At 36.0% G+C, this 22,928-nt stretch carries 26 protein-coding genes; 11 read left to right on the top strand and 15 right to left on the bottom strand.

What is annotated here, in order from left to right:
• Window positions 1-37 precede the first annotated feature (37 nt).
• From LS65_RS05165 to LS65_RS05160, 3 genes are read right to left on the bottom strand one after another with little or no spacing between them, the layout of a single operon-like run.
• Window positions 38-1,066 (bottom strand): glycosyltransferase family 8 protein, encoded by a 1,029-nt coding sequence (locus LS65_RS05165; RefSeq protein ID WP_138129780.1) that lies wholly within the window; start codon window positions 1,064-1,066, stop codon window positions 38-40.
• The gene (locus LS65_RS10365) at window positions 1,045-1,176 is read right to left on the bottom strand and encodes a hypothetical protein (RefSeq protein ID WP_268903703.1); all 132 of its coding nucleotides are present in this window, start codon (window positions 1,174-1,176) and stop codon (window positions 1,045-1,047) included. Before LS65_RS10365 ends, LS65_RS05165 begins: the two co-directional genes overlap by 22 nt.
• Complete coding sequence (locus tag LS65_RS05160) at window positions 1,176-2,780, bottom strand: ABC-F family ATP-binding cassette domain-containing protein (protein WP_034360981.1); 1,605 nt, start codon at window positions 2,778-2,780, stop codon at window positions 1,176-1,178. The genes LS65_RS10365 and LS65_RS05160 overlap by 1 nt, the downstream gene beginning before the upstream one ends.
• A 161-nt stretch (window positions 2,781-2,941) precedes the next feature.
• Here LS65_RS05160 and ccoG point away from each other — a divergent pair, with 161 nt between their 5' ends.
• The 4 genes from ccoG (at window position 2,942) to LS65_RS05140 (ending at window position 6,741) form a co-directional block, all read left to right on the top strand.
• The gene (gene ccoG / locus LS65_RS05155; protein ID WP_034360983.1) at window positions 2,942-4,342 is read left to right on the top strand and encodes a cytochrome c oxidase accessory protein CcoG; all 1,401 of its coding nucleotides are present in this window, start codon (window positions 2,942-2,944) and stop codon (window positions 4,340-4,342) included.
• A gap of 163 nt (window positions 4,343-4,505) precedes the next feature.
• Complete coding sequence (locus LS65_RS05150) at window positions 4,506-4,718, top strand: hypothetical protein (RefSeq protein WP_034360984.1); 213 nt, start codon at window positions 4,506-4,508, stop codon at window positions 4,716-4,718.
• Complete coding sequence (locus LS65_RS05145; protein WP_052061007.1) at window positions 4,712-5,743, top strand: glycosyltransferase family protein; 1,032 nt, start codon at window positions 4,712-4,714, stop codon at window positions 5,741-5,743. Before LS65_RS05150 ends, LS65_RS05145 begins: the two co-directional genes overlap by 7 nt.
• Window positions 5,743-6,741 carry a hypothetical protein gene (locus tag LS65_RS05140; protein WP_034360986.1) on the top strand — a complete coding sequence of 333 codons (999 nt, stop codon included), beginning with the start codon at window positions 5,743-5,745 and terminating at the stop codon, window positions 6,739-6,741. Before LS65_RS05145 ends, LS65_RS05140 begins: the two co-directional genes overlap by 1 nt.
• A 230-nt stretch (window positions 6,742-6,971) precedes the next feature.
• Here the strand turns inward: LS65_RS05140 and LS65_RS05135 are convergent, their stop codons facing one another.
• The 9 genes from LS65_RS05135 to folD form a co-directional block, all read right to left on the bottom strand.
• The gene (locus LS65_RS05135) at window positions 6,972-8,081 is read right to left on the bottom strand and encodes a hypothetical protein (RefSeq protein WP_034360990.1); all 1,110 of its coding nucleotides are present in this window, start codon (window positions 8,079-8,081) and stop codon (window positions 6,972-6,974) included.
• 55 nt (window positions 8,082-8,136) lie between these two features.
• Window positions 8,137-9,237 carry a redox-regulated ATPase YchF gene (gene ychF / locus LS65_RS05130; protein WP_034360992.1) on the bottom strand — a complete coding sequence of 367 codons (1,101 nt, stop codon included), beginning with the start codon at window positions 9,235-9,237 and terminating at the stop codon, window positions 8,137-8,139.
• A complete protein-coding gene (locus tag LS65_RS05125) occupies window positions 9,238-10,659 on the bottom strand; it encodes a leucyl aminopeptidase (protein WP_034360994.1) in 1,422 nt (473 codons plus the stop codon). It lies immediately after the preceding gene.
• Between the two features lie 47 nt (window positions 10,660-10,706).
• Window positions 10,707-11,453 (bottom strand): DedA family protein, encoded by a 747-nt coding sequence (locus LS65_RS05120; protein WP_034360996.1) that lies wholly within the window; start codon window positions 11,451-11,453, stop codon window positions 10,707-10,709.
• The gene (locus LS65_RS05115; RefSeq protein WP_094777055.1) at window positions 11,453-11,992 is read right to left on the bottom strand and encodes an adenine phosphoribosyltransferase; all 540 of its coding nucleotides are present in this window, start codon (window positions 11,990-11,992) and stop codon (window positions 11,453-11,455) included. Before LS65_RS05115 ends, LS65_RS05120 begins: the two co-directional genes overlap by 1 nt.
• A gap of 17 nt (window positions 11,993-12,009) precedes the next feature.
• Entirely contained in the window at window positions 12,010-12,360 is a 351-nt protein-coding gene (locus LS65_RS05110; RefSeq protein WP_034361001.1) for a membrane protein, read from the bottom strand.
• Between the two features lie 24 nt (window positions 12,361-12,384).
• A complete protein-coding gene (rpiB, locus tag LS65_RS05105; protein WP_201274335.1) occupies window positions 12,385-12,816 on the bottom strand; it encodes a ribose 5-phosphate isomerase B in 432 nt (143 codons plus the stop codon).
• 67 nt (window positions 12,817-12,883) lie between these two features.
• Window positions 12,884-13,897, bottom strand: coding sequence for a signal peptidase I (gene lepB, locus LS65_RS05100; RefSeq protein ID WP_034361004.1), 1,014 nt, complete (start codon window positions 13,895-13,897; stop codon window positions 12,884-12,886).
• Window positions 13,894-14,766, bottom strand: a complete 873-nt coding sequence (gene folD, locus LS65_RS05095) for a bifunctional methylenetetrahydrofolate dehydrogenase/methenyltetrahydrofolate cyclohydrolase FolD (RefSeq protein ID WP_034361007.1) — start codon at window positions 14,764-14,766, stop codon at window positions 13,894-13,896. The genes lepB and folD overlap by 4 nt, the downstream gene beginning before the upstream one ends.
• 74 nt (window positions 14,767-14,840) lie before the next feature.
• On the opposite strand from folD, the gene LS65_RS05090 reads away from it, so the two are divergent.
• Window positions 14,841-15,164 carry a c-type cytochrome gene (locus LS65_RS05090; RefSeq protein ID WP_034361009.1) on the top strand — a complete coding sequence of 108 codons (324 nt, stop codon included), beginning with the start codon at window positions 14,841-14,843 and terminating at the stop codon, window positions 15,162-15,164.
• A 105-nt stretch (window positions 15,165-15,269) separates the two neighbouring features.
• Here LS65_RS05090 and LS65_RS05085 read toward each other — a convergent pair whose 3' ends face one another.
• Window positions 15,270-16,790, bottom strand: a complete 1,521-nt coding sequence (locus LS65_RS05085) for a flagellin A (protein WP_138129779.1) — start codon at window positions 16,788-16,790, stop codon at window positions 15,270-15,272.
• A gap of 376 nt (window positions 16,791-17,166) precedes the next feature.
• On the opposite strand from LS65_RS05085, the gene LS65_RS05080 reads away from it, so the two are divergent.
• Complete coding sequence (locus tag LS65_RS05080) at window positions 17,167-17,628, top strand: acyl-CoA thioesterase (RefSeq protein WP_034363720.1); 462 nt, start codon at window positions 17,167-17,169, stop codon at window positions 17,626-17,628.
• Here the strand turns inward: LS65_RS05080 and LS65_RS05075 are convergent.
• The gene (locus LS65_RS05075) at window positions 17,625-18,128 is read right to left on the bottom strand and encodes an ankyrin repeat domain-containing protein (RefSeq protein ID WP_052061181.1); all 504 of its coding nucleotides are present in this window, start codon (window positions 18,126-18,128) and stop codon (window positions 17,625-17,627) included. The genes LS65_RS05080 and LS65_RS05075 overlap by 4 nt on opposite strands.
• A 14-nt stretch (window positions 18,129-18,142) precedes the next feature.
• Window positions 18,143-19,579 carry a catalase gene (locus tag LS65_RS05070; protein ID WP_034363718.1) on the bottom strand — a complete coding sequence of 479 codons (1,437 nt, stop codon included), beginning with the start codon at window positions 19,577-19,579 and terminating at the stop codon, window positions 18,143-18,145.
• A gap of 189 nt (window positions 19,580-19,768) precedes the next feature.
• On the opposite strand from LS65_RS05070, the gene ribA reads away from it, so the two are divergent.
• The 5 genes from ribA to mobB are packed head-to-tail and all read left to right on the top strand — an operon-like array spanning window position 19,769 to window position 22,924.
• Window positions 19,769-20,353, top strand: coding sequence for a GTP cyclohydrolase II (ribA, locus tag LS65_RS05065; RefSeq protein WP_034363716.1), 585 nt, complete (start codon window positions 19,769-19,771; stop codon window positions 20,351-20,353).
• A 34-nt stretch (window positions 20,354-20,387) separates the two neighbouring features.
• The gene (locus tag LS65_RS05060) at window positions 20,388-21,632 is read left to right on the top strand and encodes a molybdopterin molybdotransferase MoeA (RefSeq protein WP_034363715.1); all 1,245 of its coding nucleotides are present in this window, start codon (window positions 20,388-20,390) and stop codon (window positions 21,630-21,632) included.
• 47 nt (window positions 21,633-21,679) lie between these two features.
• Entirely contained in the window at window positions 21,680-21,904 is a 225-nt protein-coding gene (locus LS65_RS05055; protein ID WP_034363711.1) for a MoaD/ThiS family protein, read from the top strand.
• Complete coding sequence (locus tag LS65_RS05050) at window positions 21,904-22,359, top strand: molybdopterin synthase catalytic subunit (RefSeq protein ID WP_034363708.1); 456 nt, start codon at window positions 21,904-21,906, stop codon at window positions 22,357-22,359. Before LS65_RS05055 ends, LS65_RS05050 begins: the two co-directional genes overlap by 1 nt.
• The gene (gene mobB, locus LS65_RS05045; protein WP_034363705.1) at window positions 22,349-22,924 is read left to right on the top strand and encodes a molybdopterin-guanine dinucleotide biosynthesis protein B; all 576 of its coding nucleotides are present in this window, start codon (window positions 22,349-22,351) and stop codon (window positions 22,922-22,924) included. Before LS65_RS05050 ends, mobB begins: the two co-directional genes overlap by 11 nt.
• Window positions 22,925-22,928 lie beyond the last annotated feature (4 nt).

The raw sequence follows: 22,928 nt of genomic DNA, 5'->3' as shown, positions 1-22,928 counted from the left end.
AATCCTGTATTTTCGCCATTTTACACATTTTTAATTCCTATGACTTTTTAGAATGCATAATAGTCTTAATCTTCTTCGCAAATGGTCTAATATAATATTTTTCTGTAAATTTTAGAATAAAAATAATTAAGGCTAGGCAAAAAGAAAAGGGGTTGTAATGTGTTATTTTGATTTTCTTAAGTTCTGTATTAAAAACAGGAGTTTGTAGAGCAATATCCCACCATTGCTTATAATATGGGTGAAAAATAACAAGCTTTTTATGGGATTTGATATTTTGAGCTGGAGTGCGCCAAGGCTTTGCACACGCATTATAATGTGCGATTTTAGTATAAGGGAGGATTTGCATATAGGTATTAACATACTCTTGTATCGATTGAGTATTGCTAATCCCGCAAAGATAATGCAGAGCTAAACCATATTCTGGAGGCAAAATCTTAGTTCTTCCATTAAGGACAACATTCAGTGCATCTTGGTCTAAATATAAGGGCTTGTAAGTTTTTAGAAATTCTAAACATTGAGATTCTATATTATTTACACGATAAAGGGGCATATTTAAAAGCATAAGTCCTGCACAAAAATAATAAGGTATATGTTTTTTACCTATATCAAATCCACTATCAACATTTTGCTCCTTTATAGATTCTAAAATCAAACTTTCAGGGCGTAAATCATTTGGGATACCTGCTTCATTCACACCAGCAATGCACCCTCCTAAATCTATTGCAAAGAGTTCTCTTAAATCACATAATACAAGCATATCTACATCAAGATAGAGACATTTTTCTATATCTTGTGGAATAATATGCGAAAGTGTAAGTCGATAATAAGTAGAATAGTTTTTTTGCTTTTCAAATCCCCATTTGCACATACCAATAAACATACTTTCATCAACACAATGTATGCAAATTTCACAAGGATAAATAAGGGAGAGTTCATTTTGAAGAAGTTGGAGTTTATTTTGAGTTTCTTGAGAGAGCGCATCACTTAAAATATGAAAGACATAACCCTCACTTTTATCACATTTTTTATTCTGAAGCTTTTGAGCTAAATCCCCCCCCCCCCAGATACATAATTTTCAAAAGTTTTACTTCTATCAGTATATTTAATAATACTTGTAAGAAGCACACTAAGGTATTTTATATAATTCTCATCGGCACTAAAAACTATATGAAACATTATTTGCCTCCCCTTTCTATATACTCCTCATAACTACCACGAAAATCAATGATTTTTGCCCCATTAGAATCTGCCACAATCTCTATAATTCTATTTGCATATGCATCAATAAGTTCTCTATCGTGGCTTACACAAATGATATTCCCACTAAACTTATAAAGTGCCTCACCAAGTGCAATAATAGATTCTAAATCTAAGTGATTTGTTGGCTCATCAAGCACTAAAAAATTCCCTCCCTCAAGCATAAGTTTGCTAAGCACCATTCTGTGTTTCTCTCCACCACTTAAAGCGTTTATAGGCTTTTCTTGCTCTTCTCCACTAAAAAGCATTCGCCCAAGTGCATTGCGTATCTCACCACTTTCTTTTTTCTTATCAAAGCCCCTAAGCCATTCATACAAGCTCTCCTCACCTTTTATCTCCTCACTCACATTTTGTGGGAAATAGCCTCTTTGTGTGGTTGCACCCCATTTAATTACACCACTATCTGGTGCAATCTCCTCAACGAGAATCTTGCAAAGAGTGCTTTTACCTACACCATTTGCACCAATAATGGCAATTTTATCACCGGGCAAAATCTTAAGATTCACATTTTTTAGCACACATAAATCCCCATAGCTTTTTGAAATATTCTCACATTCTAGAGCCTCATTACCAATTTGACGATTTGGTTTAAAAACAATGCTTGGGTCGCGCCTTGAACTTACTGCCAGAGCCTGAATATCGAGCTTTTCAAGCTGTTTTTGTCGGCTTGTGGCTTGTTTTGCCTTGCTCGCATTTGCAGAAAATCGTGCAATAAAAGATTCTAATTCTTCTTTTTCTTTAAGTTTTTTATTACGCTCCATTTCTTGTTGCTTGGCAATAAGAGTGCTTGCGATATACCAATCATCATAATTCCCGCTAAACTCACGCACAGAGCCAAAATCCATATCTAAAATATGAGTGCAAACGCTATTTAAAAAGTGTCTATCGTGGCTAATAACTACCAATGTGCCATCGTGTCGCTTAAGATTCTCCTCTAGCCACGCAATGGAATGCAAATCAAGATTGTTTGTAGGTTCATCAAGGAGTAAAATATCGGGCTTTGGAAAAAGCACTTGTGCTAAGAGAATCTTAAATTTATCCCCTCCTGTAAGCGTTTTCATTAGCTCATTGTGTAAAGTGCTCTCAAACCCTAAATCCTCCAAAATCTTCTCTATTTGCACCTCATATTCATACATCGGGTCTTCTTCAGCACAAATTATCTCAAGCTCACCAAGTTCTTCATTGACTTTATCATCACTTAAATCACCATTTTCATAAAGGTATTCTTTGCGTTTTACCGCCTCATAAAGTCGTGTATTGCCAATAAGCACAGCATCTTTTAAACTTAGTTCTTCAAAAGCATATTGGTCTTGCCCCAATACACCCATTTTCAAGCCTTTTTCAATAATAACTTCTCCACTGCTTGCCTCATATTCGCCGCTTAAGATTTTAAGAAAAGTTGATTTTCCTGCACCATTTGCACCTATAAGCCCATATCGTTTGTGCGCATCAAGCTTGATATTGACATTTTCAAAAAGTTTTTTTGTTGCATAGCGCATTGAGAGATTAATCGTTTGTAACATATTTTTGAATCCTTAAAAAATGAAAACAAATAATGATTGTAGCGCATTACATTAAATATAAATTATTAAGCGATTTATATCAAATTTAAGCCAAAAAATTATAAAATTTTTGTGAGTTATCCTTGAAGCTCAAACAACAATCACTCTTTTAAGGAGAAAAAATGCAGGCGAACACATCTCATACAGAAATACCTAGTATAGCACATTATCGCAATAAACGCTATATCATTTATGGTATCGCAACCTTGTTTTTACTTTCTTTTCCTTTTATAAAAATTAATGGTAATCAACTTTTTTTACTCTCTTTTGATCACAAACAGCTTCATTTACTTGGCACTATCTTTGACATACAAGAATTTTATCTTATGCCATTTTTGCTCATTCTTATGTTTGTGGGAATCTTCTTTATGACAACGCTCGCAGGAAGAATCTGGTGTGGCTGGGCTTGTCCGCAAACGATTTTTCGCATTCTTTATAGAGATTTATTACAAACAAAAATTTTTGGCTTACGCAAGAGAATCAGTAACAAACAAGAAAAAATGGATTTAAGCACCTTTAATGCAAAGGTTAAAGCGGTTTGTGCATTTTTAATCATTTCTGTGCTTTGCCTTGTGGCTTCTGCAAACCTTATGTTTTTCTTTACGCCACCAAGTGATTTTTTTGCTTATATAAGCGATCCACTTAATCACCGAATATTGCTTGGATTCTGGCTTGGATTTGGTCTATTTTTTATCCTTGATATTACTTTTATTCAAGAAAATTTCTGTATTTATATGTGTCCTTATTGCCGTGTGCAAAGTGTGCTTTACGATAATGACACGGTAATGGTGCTTTATGATTACAAACGTGGGGGTGCAGTGTATGACACAAAAGGTATGAAATTTGATGTCGCTCCAAAAAAACAAGACCCGAATAATGAATGCACAAATTGCAATGCTTGTGTAAGAGTTTGTCCTACACATATTGATATTAGAAAAGGTATGCAGCTTGAATGTATTAACTGCCTTGAATGTGCTGATGCGTGTAGTGATGTAATGGGCAAACTTGGCAGACCTTCACTTGTAATGTGGAAATCCTCTGCATCACTTGATAATGACGGAAAAGTGCGTTTTGTGCGATTCAAGACAATTGGTTATGTCATTATTCTAGCTCTTGTATTTACAATGCTCCTTTTTGTCAGCACCACCAAAGAAACTATGCTTCTTGATATTGCTCGTGATGCGGAGTTATATGAAACTCGTGCGCATCGTGTCGTGGATAATACCTACACAATGGTATTCAACAACACAGATTCAAAGCCACACGAAATATATTTTGAAATTCTTGATGCAAATGGCGGTGATACAGCTAAATATCTCAAGATTCTAAGACCAAAAGAGCCATTTAAAGTAAAGGCAAAAGAAAAGAAAAAGATAGTTGTAACACTCCGCACAAATGAAATATTGCCAGAAGGACACTATGATATTATCATTCACGCTTTTGCAGTCGATGAGAAAGAACGAGTCTTTGTAGAGCGCAAGACAAACTTTGTCTATCCAAATCATAATAAGCTCAAAGATTAGAGCTAGATTCATATATTAATGCCAGGAAATTATCCTAGCATTAATATATAATTTTTATCTTTTTTATATTAAACTCAACACAAATAGCCCATTCTACCATATATAAGCTACATATTAGTTTCACTTCATTACAATATAGTATTTTAATTATCACGGATATAAAATGATATTTCACAATAAAACTACACTTTACAAAATATCTTTTAGTTTAGACTTGCTCAATAGGTGCAATGGGGGGGGGGATAAACTAAGACTTTTTGGTTTAGCTACCCTCAAACACTCTACCCAAACTTACTTTATTGCATTTTGCTCTCCATTTATTAATTTAATTCCTATTTGGTTTGTGTATTTTGTCTCTAGGGAGGCAAAATGCTAAAAACTTATGCACCCATTATCCTTTTTACCTATAATCGCCCCAAACATACAATTCAAACTATCCAAGCATTAAGTGCAAATCCGCTTGCGTTAAAAAGTGATTTATATATCTATCAAGACGCACCAAAGCCAAACGCTTCAAAAGATATTTTACAATCCCATACACAAACAAAAAACTATATTCAAGATTTTATTACAAACAATACACAAAAGCCTCTTTTTAAAAGTATTACCTTTATTGAGCGCGAATATAATTTAGGACTCGCAGATTCTATTATCGATGGCGTGAGTTTTGTCATAAATAAACACGAAAAGGCTATCATATTAGAAGATGATATTATCGTATCACCTGTATTTTTGGACTATATGAATGCAGCATTACAAAGATATGAAAATGAGCCAAAAGTATGGAGTATTGCGGCGTGGAGTTATCCCATAGATACAAGTGGCTTGGGAGATTGCTATTTTTGGCGTTTGCCTCATTGTTGGGGTTGGGCGACTTGGGCAAGTAGATGGCAATATTATAAGCGCGACATCACTTGGGCATTAGAAAATTTCTCACAGAGTGATATTGATTATATCAATATTGATGGAGTGGCACACTATTACGACCACCTCCTTGCAAATGCTCAAGGCAAAATTAAAACTTGGGCAATTTTTAACTACCTCATTGGCTACAAGCATAATGCCCTGAATCTATGCCCTAGCACCTCATATATCAAACAAATTGGTTTTGATGGAAGCGGTGTGCATTGTGGGCAAGAGGGAGAAGTATTCAATACCTCACATATCAATACAAAATTTCCAATTACTTTTCCACAAGAGATTATAGAATCTCCACTTGCCTTAGAACGCATTAAGGCATTTGAACTTTCTCTTAAAAAACCTCTTCCATTACGAATTTATAAGAAACTCCGCAGAATCACACATTCTCTTAGCCAAAAAGTAAGCTATTTAAGCGGGGGGGGGGTAGTAAATAATATTCTAGCCCTTGATACACCTCCTTATTATGAAAAGGGGGCATAATGTATCAAAAGTTAGATACACCCTATGCTTGTGCTAATCCTATTTTATTGCTAAGCTTTAATCGCCTTGATACACTAAAGCGAGTGTTACAGATTATAGAATCTGTCCGCCCAAGTAAAATCTATCTTGCAAATGACGGCGCAAGAGAAAATAAAATATATCCTAATGGTATCAGTGAAAAAGAACAAGTGCATTCTGTAAGAAATTTTCTCATAGATAGCATATCTCATTTTGACTTTCCTTGTGAAGTCAAAACGCGCTTTTTAGACTCTAATCTTGGTTGCAAAAAAGCTGTAAGCTCTGCGATTTCTTGGTTTTTTGAAAATGAAGAACAAGGTATTATTTTGGAAGATGATTGTTTGCCTACACTTAGCTTCTTTAGATTCTGTGATGAATTATTAGAAAAATACAAAATGCAACACAATGTCTTTATGATAAGTGGTTGGAGTGCGCTAGACTTTGCCCAAAACACTTCAGTAGAAACACTCTCCCCCAAAGCGCGTTTGCAAGAAGACTATTATTTTTCAAAATATAATCACATTTGGGGTTGGGCTTCTTGGGCAAGAGCGTGGAGCAAATATCAACTAGAATTTAATGAAAATGAAATAAAAACACTCCATAATTTTTGTTCCACAAAAGAAAAACACTACTGGTATCATATATTCAAAACCTACGCTCAAGGCAAAATAGACACTTGGGATTATCCTTGGACTTATAATATTTGGAAACACAATGGCTTATGCATATATCCTAAAAATAATATGATTTCAAATATTGGGTTTAATCGTGTCGATGCCGCACATACCACAGGAGATTCTAAATTTGTATCTATGCCCTCTTATGAGCTATGTTTCCCTCTCACTCACCCAAAAACTATAAAACAAAATAGTAATCTTGATAAAGCAAATTTTCATATCATATTTAACACATTACCACTTCATAAGAGAATCTTAGTCAAATTAAAGCGCACATATAAAAAGTATTTTAATTTGATGTAAGAGTGCCACTTAGCACTTCTTAAATTAAAGTTTTTAATCATTAGCATAAGTTTCCTTACAATCATAGGGAGTAAAGAGGTATTTTAATGCCATTAATAAAGCTACCAATTTGCATTTTTGCTCCAAAAATCCACGAGTAATTACCAAACTCAAAGTCTTTATAAATTCTTGTTCGCAATGCATATAGCGCAAAATAAAAAAGCCCAATGGATAACATTTCACCAATTTGTTTATCTTTGATGATAAGTTTTCACAAATGGATAAGCCTTTATCTCTTTTAAACGCATTTTGAATGCTAAAATATCCTTATATACTTGCTGCTGTTTAGAATCCCCCATTTCATAAATACTCTGCTTTGCCATCGCACTCGCACTCACAAGATTAAACCAAGTAAGTGCTATATTGCTTTTATCCTCATTATCAAGCCTCGCATATTCGCTACTATTTGCCGACAAAATAAAACCATAAGCTTCATAACGCCAATGAGCGATACTCTCAAAAACATTACTCAAAGCATTACCCTCAATCACTGCAAGGCTTCCTGTAATCATAGGATTACTCTTCATAGCGTTTTGATAATCCCCTGCTTTGATGGCATTTTCAAGCATTTGTACCGCTATTTTATTAGTAGGAAGATAAATACCATTATCAAGTAAAAAGAGTATGAGAGTTGCCGCGTCTGTATTGCCCCAAAGTGCTGACTGCATAAGAGCATTGAGCGCGCGAGTATTTAGCCCAGAGAGTGCAAAATGCGCATAAGCACTCATAAATAAGAGAGAATCTTGCTTACTCAATCCCTCACACAGCAATGTTTCGCCACTCAAAGCATAAGTATCCAAACTCACAAGCCACTCTAAAAATACCTTGTTTGGTTGCAAATGTGTAAAATCTATAACACCCCGCACTTCTCTATCATTTATTTTTGAAGGCATAGAGCTTAAAATAAAGCCTATTTGCTCCTCTGCAACTCTTAGACAGGTCAAACAAGGGTTATGATAATCCACTTTTGCCAACTGCATAAGATACACTTTAGCAAGTGTAGAATCTTTTGCCAATGTCGCAAGCTCTTTGATGTGAGGTATTTTTTCTACTTCTCTTATATGCCTTGTGCGAGTTTGTATAATAGAATCTGTAATAAGAGATAAGGCTTTAGATTCTATTTTTGCATTATGATATGTTTTTGGCTTTTTATCTGTGCCTATCTCGCAAGTAAGTGTGCCGCCTAAACCTGCATTGCTTGTTTGCAAAAAAGCATTTTTCATAAACGCTTCTTTAAATTGAGGCACACTAAATTCACTCGCACACATTAAAGTCACAGACAAAACTAAGCCTAAAAACATACCGCATTGCCTCTCCTTGTAAAATTTGTGCAAGATTCCTTAATCCTACTGAAATTCACACATTGAATCTAAAGTGCATCACATCGCCATCTTGCACGATATATTCTTTGCCTTCAATACGCATAGCTCCAGCTTCTTTTGCCTTTGCTTCGCCACCATATTTAATGAAATCTGCATAACTAATACACTCTGCACGAATGAATCCCTTTTCAAAGTCTTTGTGAATCACACCTGCAGCCTTTGGTGCGCTATCGCCTTTTTTTATTGTCCAAGCGCGCACTTCTTTGACACCTGCGGTAAAATAGCTTATAAGTCCTAGTCTATTAAATCCCTCTCTAATAATTTGCGTTAATCCACTCTGCTTTGCTCCAAGACTTGCCAAAAACTCTGCACGCTCATCATCGCTCATATCCACCATTTCCTCTTCAATCTTTGCACACAATTTAATCGCTATTGCACCATTTTGCGCCGCATACTCACGCACTTTTTTCACAAATTCATTATCAGATTCTAATCCCTCCTCACTGACATTTGCGCCATAAATCACTTCCTTATTGGTTAAAAACCTTAGCTCTTTATTGAGCGCGATAAACTCCTCACTCTCTTTTTTAGCAAAGCTCCTTACAGGATTATTTGATTCTAAATGTGTCAAAAGTTCAAGTGCTAGGCTTAATTGAGCATTTGTGCCTTTTTGGGCTTTGCTTTCTTTTTGGAGTTTTTCAATGCGTTTATTTAGACTTGCAATATCTGCAAAAAGCAGTTCAAGCTCAATAATCTCAATATCGCTAATAGGGTCGATTCTACCCTCAATATGCGTAATATTAGAATCTTCAAAGCAGCGCACAATATGCAAAATCATATTGCATTCTTTAATATTTGCTAAAAACTGATTGCCTAACCCCTCGCCCTTACTCGCACCCCGCACAAGCCCAGCAATATCTACAAACTCCACGACAGAATGCTGAATCTTTTGAGGATTCACAATTTTTGCTAATTCATTTAAACGTGTATCTGGCACAGACACTACAGCCTTATTTGGCTCAATCGTGCAAAAAGGATAGTTTGCTGCTTCTGCATTTTGTGCCTTTGTGAGAGCATTAAAAGTTGTAGATTTGCCTACATTTGGCAAACCTACAATACCTATTGATAATCCCATTTATGCTTTTCCTTGTGCTAAAATAAATTCTACTCCTGCTCTCACACCTGCACCACTTGCACCACTTGGATTAATATCCCATTCTTTCTCTACATACGCAGGTCCCGCAATATCAATATGAAGCCATTTTTGCTTAAATTCTTCTCTAATAAATTCACTCAAAAATAACCCTGCACTTATCGCCCCACCATAGCGTGATGATGAAATATTACACACATCAGCAATTTTAGATTCTATAAGTTTTTTGATATGGCGATTAAAAGGAAGTGTCGCCATAAGCTCGCCACTCTCCAACGCATATTTTTCAAATTGCGCCTTAAGCTTATCATTATGTCCCATAATACCACTTGTATATTCACCTAAAGCTACTACGCACGCTCCTGTGAGTGTTGCAAAATCAATGAGAATATCAGGATTCAAATCTTGTGCATAACTCAAACAATCAGCCAAGACCAAACGCCCCTCTGCATCGGTATTTCTTACCTCAATGCTCTTTCCTTCACGCGAATACAGCACATCATCAGGCTTATAAGCATTGCCACCTATCATATTTTCTGCTGCGCCCACAATCGCGTGAATCTCAATATTAGTTCCAAGCTGTGCTATGGTTTTAATTATCCCCATAACCGCACAACCTCCGCCTTTATCAGCTTTCATAGTTACCATATAATCAGCAGGTTTGAGTGAAAGCCCACCACAATCATAAGTAAGCCCCTTGCCTACAAGCACTATACGCTTTGTTGCACCTTTAGGCTTATAGCTTAAATGTATGAGACGCGGAGGATTTACTGAAGCAGCATTGACAGCTAAAAATGCGCCCATTTTTTCCTTCTTTAAGTCATCTTCATCAAGGATTTTGCACTCTAGATTCTCTATCTCTTTGCTTATTTGCTTTGCGTGTTTAGCGAGATATTTTGGTGTAGCCACTTGTGGAATTGTATTCACTAGTTCGCGCGTTTCATTCACGCTTGCAGCAATGATTTGTGCCTTTTTTAAAATCTGTGTGTCTTTTATCTCACCCTTAGCATCAAGCAGATTCAACTCTTTTAGCTTTGACACGCTCTTTTTACTCTTGTAGCTCACGCATTCATATTCTCCACATAATGCACCTACAAAAAGCGCATAAGCCCTGTTTTCATCAAGCTTACTTTCAATTATCACATTTACACACTCATAAGGTAAAGCCTTAAAATATCGCGCAATACTCGCTCCTGTTTCTCTTATACTATCAATATCAAGTGCTTTTAAACAAAGCAAAAGTGTATGTGATTCTTGGATAAAAAATTTACCCTCTCCCTCAAATCCAAATGCTTTACATATTTTTGCATATGGAGATTTTTCAAAAGCACTTTTTGCTATAAGCACCGCTTTTGCGCTTGACCTTACATTTTTACCCTCTGTTTTGACAATGTTAATCTTCATTTATTACTCCTTTCAATAAAGATAATTTAACCTTAGCCTTTTTAAGCTTATTTTTCTCTTGCTTCAAGTTTTTCTTGAAGTTTAGCAATTTTCTTATCAACCTTTTTTGTTTGGGAATGAAAATACCACATTACACCCCCACCAATCGTAATAGCAAGAGGTATAAGCAAATATGGATGATTTTTAAACCAATCAAGCACGATAAAAATCTCCTCACCAAAAACCCAAGTTAATATAATTGTAATTGCTGCCCAAACCCACGCAGAAAAAAGATTAATAATAGCGAATTTAAGCGCACTATAACGCGTAGTGCCAATACTCATAGGGATAATAGTCCGCATACCATACATATAACGTTGAATAAAAATAATAGACCAACCATACTTTTTAAGCAGTAAATGTGCAAGAGCAAATTTTCTTCGTTGAGAAGTAAATTCTTCTTGAATCTTTTTACGATTGAATCTACCGATATAAAAATAAATTTGATCACCTACAAATCCACCAAGTCCAGCAACAAAAATAGCTATAAATAAATTCATCTTACCATCGTGCGTAGCAAGTCCAGCAAAAATAAGCCCCAGCTCTCCCTCTAAGATTCCCCAAAAAAATAAAATGACATAGCCCCAATCTTCTACATATTGATTCCATAAATGTGTGATAAATTCTTCAAGTGAGAATCCTGAACGTTTATAAAGAATAAAAAGTATAAGAATAATGCTAAGCAGTAAGCACCAAATCAAAATACGTTTTGGATTCTGTTTTATATATGTAATTGCCTTTTGTATAGATTCCATTATTTTCCTTCATATTCTACAATGCTAAAGACTTGTGTATAAGGAGTAAGCCTTTTTTCACCTTCTAAACCTTTAAGATTAATCACAAATGCAGCTTCAATACATTGTGCGCTCATAGATTTTATGAGTTTTACACTTGCTTCTGCTGTGCCACCTGTAGCGATTAAATCATCGACAAGCACCACTCTTGCATTCTCTACGCCTCTAAAAGCGTCTATATGCATCTCAACTTCATCAAAGCCATATTCAAGGCTATATTTTTCACTCACTGTTGTATATGGTAACTTGCCTTTTTTGCGTATAGGAATAAAACCTACGCCCATAGCATAGCTAAGTGCTGCGCCGAAAACAAAACCTCGTGCTTCAATACCGGCTACAAAATCAATTTTTTGCCCTTGATAGCGATTCTTGAATATTTCTATCACTTCATAGAAAATCTTGGCATCGCCTATAAGAGTTGTAATATCTCGGAATATAATGCCCGGCTTTGGATAATCATATATCGCTCGTATAGAATCTGCTATCTGTTGTTTATTCACTTTTTCTCCTTTATGGCTTAGAGTAATGCCTCGATTTTTTGCTCTAGTTCTTTAATGCGCGCTTTATATTTATCAGTCTCGATTCTGTATTGAGAGTTACGTGCCTTAAGCACTTTTACTTCATTTTTCAAAGCATTCATTTCTTGTGTGAGAATATCTATATTTCCCAATGCTCTCTGAAGCTGTAATTGATGTTTGCGAATGAGAATCTCCGCTTCATTAAGTGTAAGCTTCATAGAAGCTGAGGTGCGTTCCTCTTTTTGTGCCACAGAACGATAAAAAAATGTCCGCACAATCATATACAATACAAAAAGAATAAAACCTGTTAAGAAAAACCATTGTGTAATTGAAGTCCCTACAGCGTGCATTCCCTCTTCTCCTTAAGATTCAAACTAGCTAAGATTATTAAGCTTTTCTACGCGTTTAAGATGTCTGCCACCCTCAAAATCACTGCTTATAAAAGCCTCAAGGATTGACTCTACCTCACCTATTCCACTAATGCGCTCACCCATACAAAGCACATTTGCATCATTATGTGCGCGTGCCATTTTTGCCATATATGCATCAGTGCAAAGCGCAGCACGAATATGCTTAAAACGATTAGCAGCAATGCTCATTCCAATTCCACTTCCACAAATAAGAATCCCACGACAAAATTGCGAATCTATGGCTTCGCATACTTTTTTTGCATAATCAGGATAATCTACTCTCTCTTCATTTTGTGGTGCAAAATCAACCACCTTAAACCCCCTCTCCTGTAAAAATGCAATCACAAAAGCCTTGAGCTTAAATCCGGCGTGGTCTGTGCCGATGTAATAAGTCATTTGTATTTTACCCCCCTCTTGTTTTTCTTTCATTTAAAAATCTTTATTTTGGCTTCTCTTATGGCTCTTATTTAGGTATCGCTTCTCTCATTGAACGCTCTAAGCCATCTACACCCTTAAACATTCTATCCCAGCGGATTGTATAACGTTTGCTTTTATCCTCATCGGCACCTGCTTCTTGAGAATTCGCCTTATTTATACTAAAGTAGATAAACCACGGCTGACCTATGATATTTTTGTAAGGCACACTTCCCCAAAATCGAGAATCAAGGCTATTGTTACGATTATCACCTATCATAAAAAATTCATCATCAGCAATCTTTAAATAATACATATCACCCTCAAGCTTCATCATTGCCGTAGGAGTTCTGCCACTTTTCATCATCGTATAGGCAATATTAGTATCCTCAATAAAAGATTCTATAGGTTCATCAGTATAAACTCTGCTCCATAATTCACAATTCTCCTCCATATCACCGATATTTGAACTCATTTTGCCCTCTATGCAATTTTTTCGATAAAGTTTGCCCTCATTGTCAGCAAAATAAGAATCTCCATACGGGTACTTATAAAATACGCTTCTGTAAATAATGCCAGGGTGTTTTCCGATATAGGGATTTTTTACAAAAAGTTTGCCTAATCGCTCTACAACAATATGCGAAGAATAATGTTCTCTCACATATTCATCACCCTCAAATGGGTGGAGATATAAGCCATCTTTATCAAAAATCACTTCATCGCCGCCCACTGCAAAAGTGCGTTTGACAAAATATGTTTTTTCTATATGTGGTGGAATAAATACTACAACATCGCCTCTTTTTGGACGCTCACCATCAATCAAATGCCCATTACCCTTAAAATCAGGTAAAACATTCACTTCAAGCCAAGGGATTCTAGGCGTTGGAATTCCATAACTAAATTTTTTAACAAATAAAAAATCACCCTCAAAAAGTGTGCCAACCATTGAGCGTGTAGGAATTACAAATGCTTGCATAACAAAAAATATCAAAACAAGCACAATAATAATTGTCCCCGTCCAACTTGATATAAATGAACATAATCCATTTAAAATTTTTTTCATACCTTTTGACCCCTTCTCTTATCTTGCTCTAAGCGAAATGCTGCAGCCTTATAAGTATTTTGAAGTAAGCTAATAATTGTCATAGGACCAACTCCTCCAGGAACAGGTGTAATAAAACTTGTCTTTGGCGCAACATTTTCAAAATCCACATCACCGACAAGCACACCAGATTCTAAACGATTAATGCCAATATCTATTACAATCGCATCTTCTTTGATCATATCTGCAGTAATTAAGCCTACCTTTCCTACACCTACACACACAATATCTGCATTTTTAGTATATGCCCTAATATCACGTGTGAGGATATGACAACAACTTACACTTGCACCAGCATTCAGCATAAGACTTGCTAAGGGTTTGCCTACGATATTACTCATACCCACAATTACTACATCTTTGCCACGAACATCAATATTATAAGATTTAAGGAGATTCATTACACCAAGAGGTGTAGCAGAGACAAAGGTATCTATACCAATACTTAATCGCCCTATATTGAATGGGTGGAATCCATCAACATCTTTTTTAGGATTAATTGCCTCAAGCACTTGAGTAGTTTGAATATGTGGAGGCAAAGGTAATTGAACAAGTATGCCATCAATATTTGGATCATTATTTAAAATCTCAATAACAGACAAAAGTTCATCTTGCGTAATTTTTGAGGGCATTTCGTGCGTAACAGAATAGATTCCCACACGCTTACACGCTTTTGCTTTCATTTGCACATACGCACAACTTGCAGGGTCATTGCCAACCAAAATTACTGCTAATCCCGGCGTGATACCTTGAGATACAAGAGTAGCAATTTGTTCATTCAAATCACTTTCAAGTTTTGCACTCAAGGACTTACCATCAAGTAATGTCATTTTAAAGCCTTTATGATTATCATTGTGTTATTATAATATAAGATATTAAAAAAACATTATAGAAGTGAGGATTTATGAGCAAAAAACTCTTCTTACTTGTAGCAATAAATGTATTATGGGCAAATGATGAACCTTTAGTTGAAAACTATGGTAAAAATCTTTATGAGAATCCACGAGGTATAGCGTGCAATAAATGCCACGGAAACAAAGGAGAGGGTGGAGTTATTGCACATTATAAACATAAAGGTGTGAATAAAACGCTCCTTGCCCCACGCATTAACAATATTGAATTTAGCACTTTTAGTCAAGCTCTTGATGTGCAAAAAGGTGTTATGCCAAGATATTTTTTAACTGATGAAGAAATTACTGCAATTTATATGTATCTCTATCGCCCATAATTTTTAAGTAAGTTTGGATTAACTCTCCCCTATATTTAGGGAAGAGAAGGAGTAGTAAGAGTTTAGGGACACTTAGAGTATCCCTTTAAGTCTCAAGAGAACTTATTAGTTAAGTAGTCTTAAGATATTTTGCTGAATTGCATTTGCTTGAGAGAGCGCGTAGCTACCAGATTGAGCAAGGATATTAAGCTTACTAAATTCTGAACTCTCTGCTGCAAAATCCACTTCACGAATACCAGATTCAGCTGCCTTAACATTCACTTGAGTAATAGTAATGTTATTCACTGTGCTTACCATTTGTCCTTGAACAGAACCAAGGTCAGCTCTAATTTTATCAAGCATTTTTTGAGCAGATTCTGCAATATCCATTGTTACCATTGCACCTCTAAGGCTTGTAACACCAGCACCAAGGTCAGCTCCACCACTTGCAATCACTGCATTATAGTTTGAACCAGCAGCAGACTTCACATCAGCATTAAACACACCTGTAACATCTCTTAGGTTTGTTGTAGTTTGTGCTACTTGAGTTTCATCTTGGTATCCTGTTGAACTAATATTCACACCAGAAACAACGATATCTCTTGCATCAGTTCTTACCAATGAGAGACGTCCATAGTTAGTAGAACCTTGTGTAAGTTCTTGCCCACCATTAACCTTTTCAATAGCAACTGGACCATTGCCCACAGCACCACCGATTTTTAAATCAATACCGCGCCCGTCCATACTTCTTAGATTTAGTCGCCCTATATTGTCTGTATATGCTTCCACACCTGTATGCATTGTCGCAGCATTAAAAGCTTGCACCAAACGACCATCGCTATCGTTTTTCTTAATCCCGATAATATCACCGATTGAGATACCATTAATTATCACATTTGCCATAGAACCACTTGCGATAGATGAATCTGAAGTAGTAATCGCATTTGCTTGAGCACGGATACCTGTTTTATCAGAGTTTTTATTAATAACTTCAGCTAAAACACCAAGCCCTGTTCCTGCTGACGATGAAATTTTCACAGATTCTAAAGTTACATCATTCACACCATCAACATTCTTAAATGTTACAGTTACTTCACCAGAAGCAGTAACAAGCGCACCTGTTTCAATACGTACCTGCCCGATTTTATCAGATGTAGTCGCACCAATAGATGCCTTAATAGATTGGTTAGAATATGCGCCCACTTGAAATTCTTTATTAGAAAATGCACCAGAGAGTAAAGCCATACCATTATATGTGGTTGTATTACCAATATTATCCAATCCCTCAATAAGTCGCTTAATGTCCATTTGAATCATTGAACGAGATTGTGTGCTTTGCCCATCTTGAGCTGCTTGAACAGCTTTAGTTTTGATAGTATCTAAGATCTTGATTTGCTCATCCATTGCTTTATCTGCAATTTGGATAATCCCCATACCATCATTTGTATTTCTAATCGCTTGTCCTAACGCACTTGCTTGAGAGCGTAGGCTATCAGCAATGGTCATACCTGAAGCATCATCTGCTGCCTTGTTAATACGAAGACCTGAACTCAATTTTTCCATTGAATTTTTGAGGTTGTATTGAGTAAAGGTAGATTGTGCGTGCGCATTGAGCGCGTTAATGTTTGTATTGACTTGAAAAGCCATAGTAACTCCTTTTTTTGTTTTCCTTTTAGGCATCCTTGCCTTTTAGGTTGAGATACATATCGGGTAAGAACATAAAAATTTTAATAAATTTTGCTAATTTTGCCTATTTTTTGAATGTTGAAATGTTTTTAACTTGCGAATAGGTTACTTTTATAGACATTACAAGTATTAAAATTAATAAACTTACCTTCCATTTACATAGGTAGTAACTTTGGCATTGCATAATTAAGCTATTAAAGTTTAAAATAAACTTGTCTTTTAACCTTAATATTTTGAGGACTTTTAAGATTCTTAAGTCTATTTTCAACTTTGCTCTACATAAAAAAGATTTTATTTTAGAATTCTATATCTTAAATGTATAACAAGGAGTGTTGCAATGGAAGATGTTTTTGACCCGAAATGTTTAACAATGAGTGTGCTTGCTGCACCAAGTATGGCAAATTTTAGTGGCGTAATGCACGGTGGTGAGCTAATGAAGCTCCTTGACCAAGTTGCATATGCGTGCGCAACACGATATTGTGGTTGTGGTGTAGTAACCATAGGTGTAGATGGTATGGTATTTAAAAATCCTATCCCTATTGGTTCATTAGTGATTTTTCTTGCTTCTGTGAATTATGTTGGAAGTAGTAGTTGTGAAGTAGGGATTAAAGTCATCAGTGAAGATATTAAAAATCGCTTTGTTACCCATACAAATAGCTGTTATTTCACTATGGTAGCTATTGACCCTAGTGGTAAAAAAGTGAAGATTCCACCGCTTAATCCCACCACAGAAGATGAAAAAAAGCGATTTGAAGAAGCTATCAAACGTAAAGAGCTGCGTATGAAAATAAAAAATTAGACACGCAAGAAAAAGAAGCTTAGCCTTTGTAAAAATGTAGGCTTTTTATGAGAGTATTGAAGTAAGAGGCGGAGGATATTTTTGCGCCCAAAGAAACAGGCGCAATTCATTGGACTTAAGCCCATACCACCATCTCCATTGGGATTTGCACCATATTGAAGCAAAAGTTCTGCTATGTTATCATAACCCTTAAAACATACACCTGCTAGGGGTGTGTGATTTTTGTCATTTTTCTTATCAACTAATGCACCGCGCTTTAAAAGTAACTCTGTAGCTTCAAAATTCCCATTATACGCTGCCAACATAAGAAGTGTATTGCCGCTCTCATTGCTAAGATTCACATTAAGCCCTGCATCAAGCAGGGTTTGCAAAGATTCTACATCATTATGGCGCGCACATTCAAAAGCATATTGACACAATTCAGTGAGTTTTGCCTCTTCTTCTGCGCTAAGCGTAAAACCTTGATGAATTTGTGAATTCTGCACTTGTGGAGTTTGCATTAAATGCTGCACACTCATAGCCCTAAAAGCTCCGCTACTCTTTTACCATAGGCTGGGTCTGCCTTTTTAAAATGCTCAATTTGTCTTTTTTTAATCTCATCTGGCACACCTTCCATTGCATCTTTAATATTTTGGCACAATGCTTCTTTTTGCTCCGCATTCATTAAGCGATACAAATCTCCGGCTTGCACATAGTAGTCATCTTCTGTATCTCGATGATTATATCTATCCATTACATCACCCCCATCTATACGTAATGATGGTTCAAGTGCATTAGAATCTTCTGTATAATCATTAAATGCACTTGGATTATAATTTCTCTCTCCACCAAAATCACCCCTTTGCATATAACCATCTCTATGTGTATTTGCTACAGGTGCAATACTTGCATTTACAGGAAGTTGTGAGTGATTAATGCCTAATCTATACCTTTGTGTATCTCCATAGCTAAAAAGTCTTCCTTGCAACATCTTATCAGGGCTGTATCCAACTCCAGGCACAATGTTTGCTGGATTAAAGGCAGCTTGCTCTACTTCAGCAAAATAATTCTCTGGATTCTTATTAAGTTCCAAAATTCCTACTTCAATAAGCGGATAATCTTTATGACTCCATACTTTTGTCAAATCAAATGGATTAAAGCGGTAAGTCGCCGCGTCAGATTCTGGCATAATTTGCACACAGAATCGCCATTTAGGGAAGTTACCCTTTTCTATATTTTCAAATAAATCTTTTTGATGAGATTCTCTATCCTTAGCAATAATTGCCTCTGCTTCTTTATTGGTAAGATTATGAATTCCCTGCATTGATTTAAAATGGAATTTTACCCAAAAGCGTTCATTTTTTGCATTAATAAAACTATATGTATGGCTACCAAATCCGTGCATTTCGCGGTAACTTCGTGGAATCCCCCTATCACTCATTAAGATTGTTACTTGATGTAGGCTTTCAGGGTGCAAACTCCAAAAATCCCACGCTGCTGTGCTGCTACGCAAATTTGTCTTTGGGTCTCTTTTTTGTGTATGGATAAAATCAGGGAATTTAATTGCATCTTTAATAAAAAATACAGGTGTGTTATTCCCCACGATATCCCAATTCCCTTCATTTGTATAAAATTTGAGTGCAAATCCTCGCACATCTCGTTCTGCATCTGCCGCGCCTCTCTCTCCTGCAACGGTGGAAAAACGCAAAAATGCTTTTGTTTTTTTGCCAACTTTACTAAAAATATCTGCCTTTGAATATTGTGAAATATCATTTGTAATAGTAAGTTCTCCATAGGCAGCACTCCCTTTTGCATGGACTACACGCTCGGGAATTCTCTCCCTATCAAAATGTGCGAGCTTCTCTAAAAGCCAAGTATCTTGTAAAAGTGTAGGACCTCTGCTACCTGCTGTAATAGAATTTTGATTATCACCTAATGGTGTTCCTGTTGCTGTCGTAAATTTTTTTGACATATTGTCTCCTTTTAATATTAAATTTGTGGAGTGATAATATAGCCCATAATAATTAATGGATAATTATTATTATTTAATATTTTATTCTATTAAGCAAGATTCTATAACAAATTTAATATTTAATAAAATATTTTACAATGCAACTTCCTAAAATATCCCACAATACTTTTATGAATATAAGGAAAGATAATGAAATATGAAATATCAGAACAAGCCAAACTCCCAACGCGTTTTGGTAACTTTCTAACTAAAAGCTTTCGCGAATATGGGACAAATGGCATTCTTTTTGAACACCTTGTAGTTTTTACAGATACACTTGGGGAAACTCCTCTTGTAAGAATTCACTCTGAATGCTTAACTGGCGATGTTTTTGGCTCAAAAAAATGTGATTGCGGCAATGAGCTTGCCCTCGCAATGGAGCAAATCGCGCACAATAGCGAAGGTGGAATGCTTATTTATTTACGACAAGAAGGGCGAGGCATTGGGCTTTTTAATAAAATCAATGCTTATGCTCTGCAGGATAAAGGCTATGACACAGTGGAAGCAAATGAAAAATTAGGATTCCAAAGTGATGCAAGAAGTTATGAAATTGTAGGAGAAATTTTTAAACATTTTCATATTACACATATTAATCTCTTGACCAACAATCCACGCAAAGTAAATGCAATAGAGCCTTATGTAAAAGTCGTGCGTCATAGTATTATAACTCCTACAAACCCATACAATGAGGAATATCTCAAAATCAAAAAACAAAAGCTTGGGCATTTGCTTTAAACAACGCAATATCAAAAATAATAAGGAGTGATTTATGGCAGATTTTCCAACAATGGTAAGTTATGAACAAGCTTTAAAAATTATACAAGATTTACCTATAAAGCCACTTGGCACACAACAAGTGCATTTCAAAAATGCACTTCATAGAATCTGCGCACAAGATATATGTGCTCCTTATAATGTCCCTGCTTATCCCACAGCAGCAATGGACGGCTATGCGATACATTTTGATGATATACCTATGCTTTTACAAGAGGGGTTGAAGATTCTCCCACCAAACAAAGCAGGGAATCCTACACGTCCTACATTACAAAGAGGCTATGCAATCAAAACCTTTACAGGCTCTATAATGCCTCTAAACGCTGATACGCTCATCATTGTAGAACACATTACATTACAAGATAATAGAATCTTCCTCAATGTCCCCAAAGAGCAAGTGCAAAAATCTCAATGGATTCGGCAAGTAGGGGATAATTACAAAGAGGGTGAAATTTTATTGCATAAAGGAGATAAAATCGGTGCTTTTGAAATAGGTTTGCTTGCTGAACTGAATTATAACTTTATTCAAGTATATCAAAAAGTGCGTGTAGGTATATTATGCGTAGGTGATGAAATTATCGAAGTAGGCGAGATAAACCCACATAGCAATGTCGTGCGAAGTGTAAATACTCATCTTTTAGAATCTTTGCTTTTAGAGATGCAACAAGAACCTATTATCTATCCTATTGTCAAAGATGATAAGGCACTTATTAAAGCCGCTTATGAAAAAGCTCTTGAAGAATGCGATATGCTTATTACTACTGGCGGTATGAGTATGGGAGATTATGATTATACTCAAGAAGTAATGAAAGAACTTACTCAAATTCACTTTAAAGGTGTGCGACTAAAGCCGGGCAAACCTGTAACATTTGGCACATTTGCCAAAAAAGGAACTTTTGTGTTAGGATTACCTGGATTCCCAAATTCAAGTGCTGTTACCTTTTTGCTTTTTGGCTTACCTATTCTTGCACGATTACAAAGCAGAGTATATAAACCTATGCTTCTTCAAGCCAAACTCCTTGAAGATGTATATCGCACAGATTCTCGTATGGAATTTCGTGCCTGTGAGATTATCAATGATAATGGAATACTTGGCGTAAAATTTAGTGCTAAAAAATCCTTACAAAGCTCAATGATTAATAATCTCACACATAATACCGCTCTTGCCTTACTCGCTGAAAATGGCAGTAATTTACAAGCAGGAGAGCAGATTCAAATAATGCTTTTAAATGAGTTTTAACTTTAGCTTTGCTATGCTTTTTATTTCATTGGTTTAAGGAGAAATGAATGATTAAAGTTGATTTTTTAGGTCCTATGAGCAGTATTCCCTCACGCGAATTAGAGGCTAACTCCCTTAAAGAACTTAAAGAGATTCTAAAACAAGATGAATCGCTACATTTATGGCTTGATATTAGTGCCGTAGCAGTCAATGATGAGATTATTGAGGAACTCTCTCACCCACTGCAAAATGGCGATAGGGTTGCTCTCCTTCCTCCTGTATGTGGTGGCTAATGCTTAATCTTTATAAGGGAGCATTGCCTACTTGTGAGATTTATGCTAAATGGGAGAAACTCGCCCAAAGCAAAAATGCTGGAGCATTGAGTATTTTTACAGGTATTGTGCGTGCAGAAAATAACATAAGCGCATTGAGTTTTGATATATATGAGCCACTTTTGCAAAAATGGTTTGACAAATGGCAACAAAAAGCACAGAATCATTTTGATACATATATTTGTATGGCTCACAGCATAGGTGATGTATTATGCGGACAAAGCTCTTATATGTGTGGCATCATCTCCGCACAACGCAAAGGTGTGCTTGATATATATGAGGACTTTATAGAAGATTTTAAAGCAAATGCACCTATTTGGAAATATGATGTTATCAATCATCAAAGAATTTATGCCAAAGAGCGCAGCAAACCTTTGCAAGGTAGCGGTATTTTAGGTAGTCAAAATGACACATAATTCTAAACTCACGCACACTCCCATTGTCTTTGCCTTTAGCGGGGAAAGTAATAGTGGCAAAACAACGCTTATTTGCAAACTCTGTGAATATTTAAAGCCAAAGGCAAAAGTTGCTGTGATTAAGCACGACCCAAAAGATAAGGCAATTTTTGATACACAGGGCAAAGATTCTTATGAGTTTTTTCAACGCTCTAGTGCAGTAGCCCTTATCTCCCCTACTCGCACTATTTTACAAATAAAACACGATGTAAAGCCTCAACAAGATTCTCAAAACACACAAGAGTTAGAATCTAATGCTTTATTTAGAATATTAAAGCAACTTAAAGAGTATGATTATATATTTATTGAAGGGCTTAAAACCCTGCCTTTTCCGCGCATTGTTGTGGCAAGAGAACATATAGAATCTTCATATATTCCTTATGCAAATGCTTTTGCTATTGATGAGAGCGTGAAAAACACCCATATTCTCCCTTCTGCCCTGCCTATTCTTAATCTCAATGATGTAGCACAAGTTGCAGCATTTATCAACGCTTATCCCAAATCTACTTCATTCAAAGGAGAGTAAATGC

It is taken from the genome of Helicobacter japonicus, from assembly GCF_000762845.2.
Classification (GTDB): domain Bacteria; phylum Campylobacterota; class Campylobacteria; order Campylobacterales; family Helicobacteraceae; genus Helicobacter_C; species Helicobacter_C japonicus.
The sequence above is the reverse complement of the archived record's forward strand: the minus strand, read 5'-3'. Positions and strand labels throughout refer to the sequence as shown.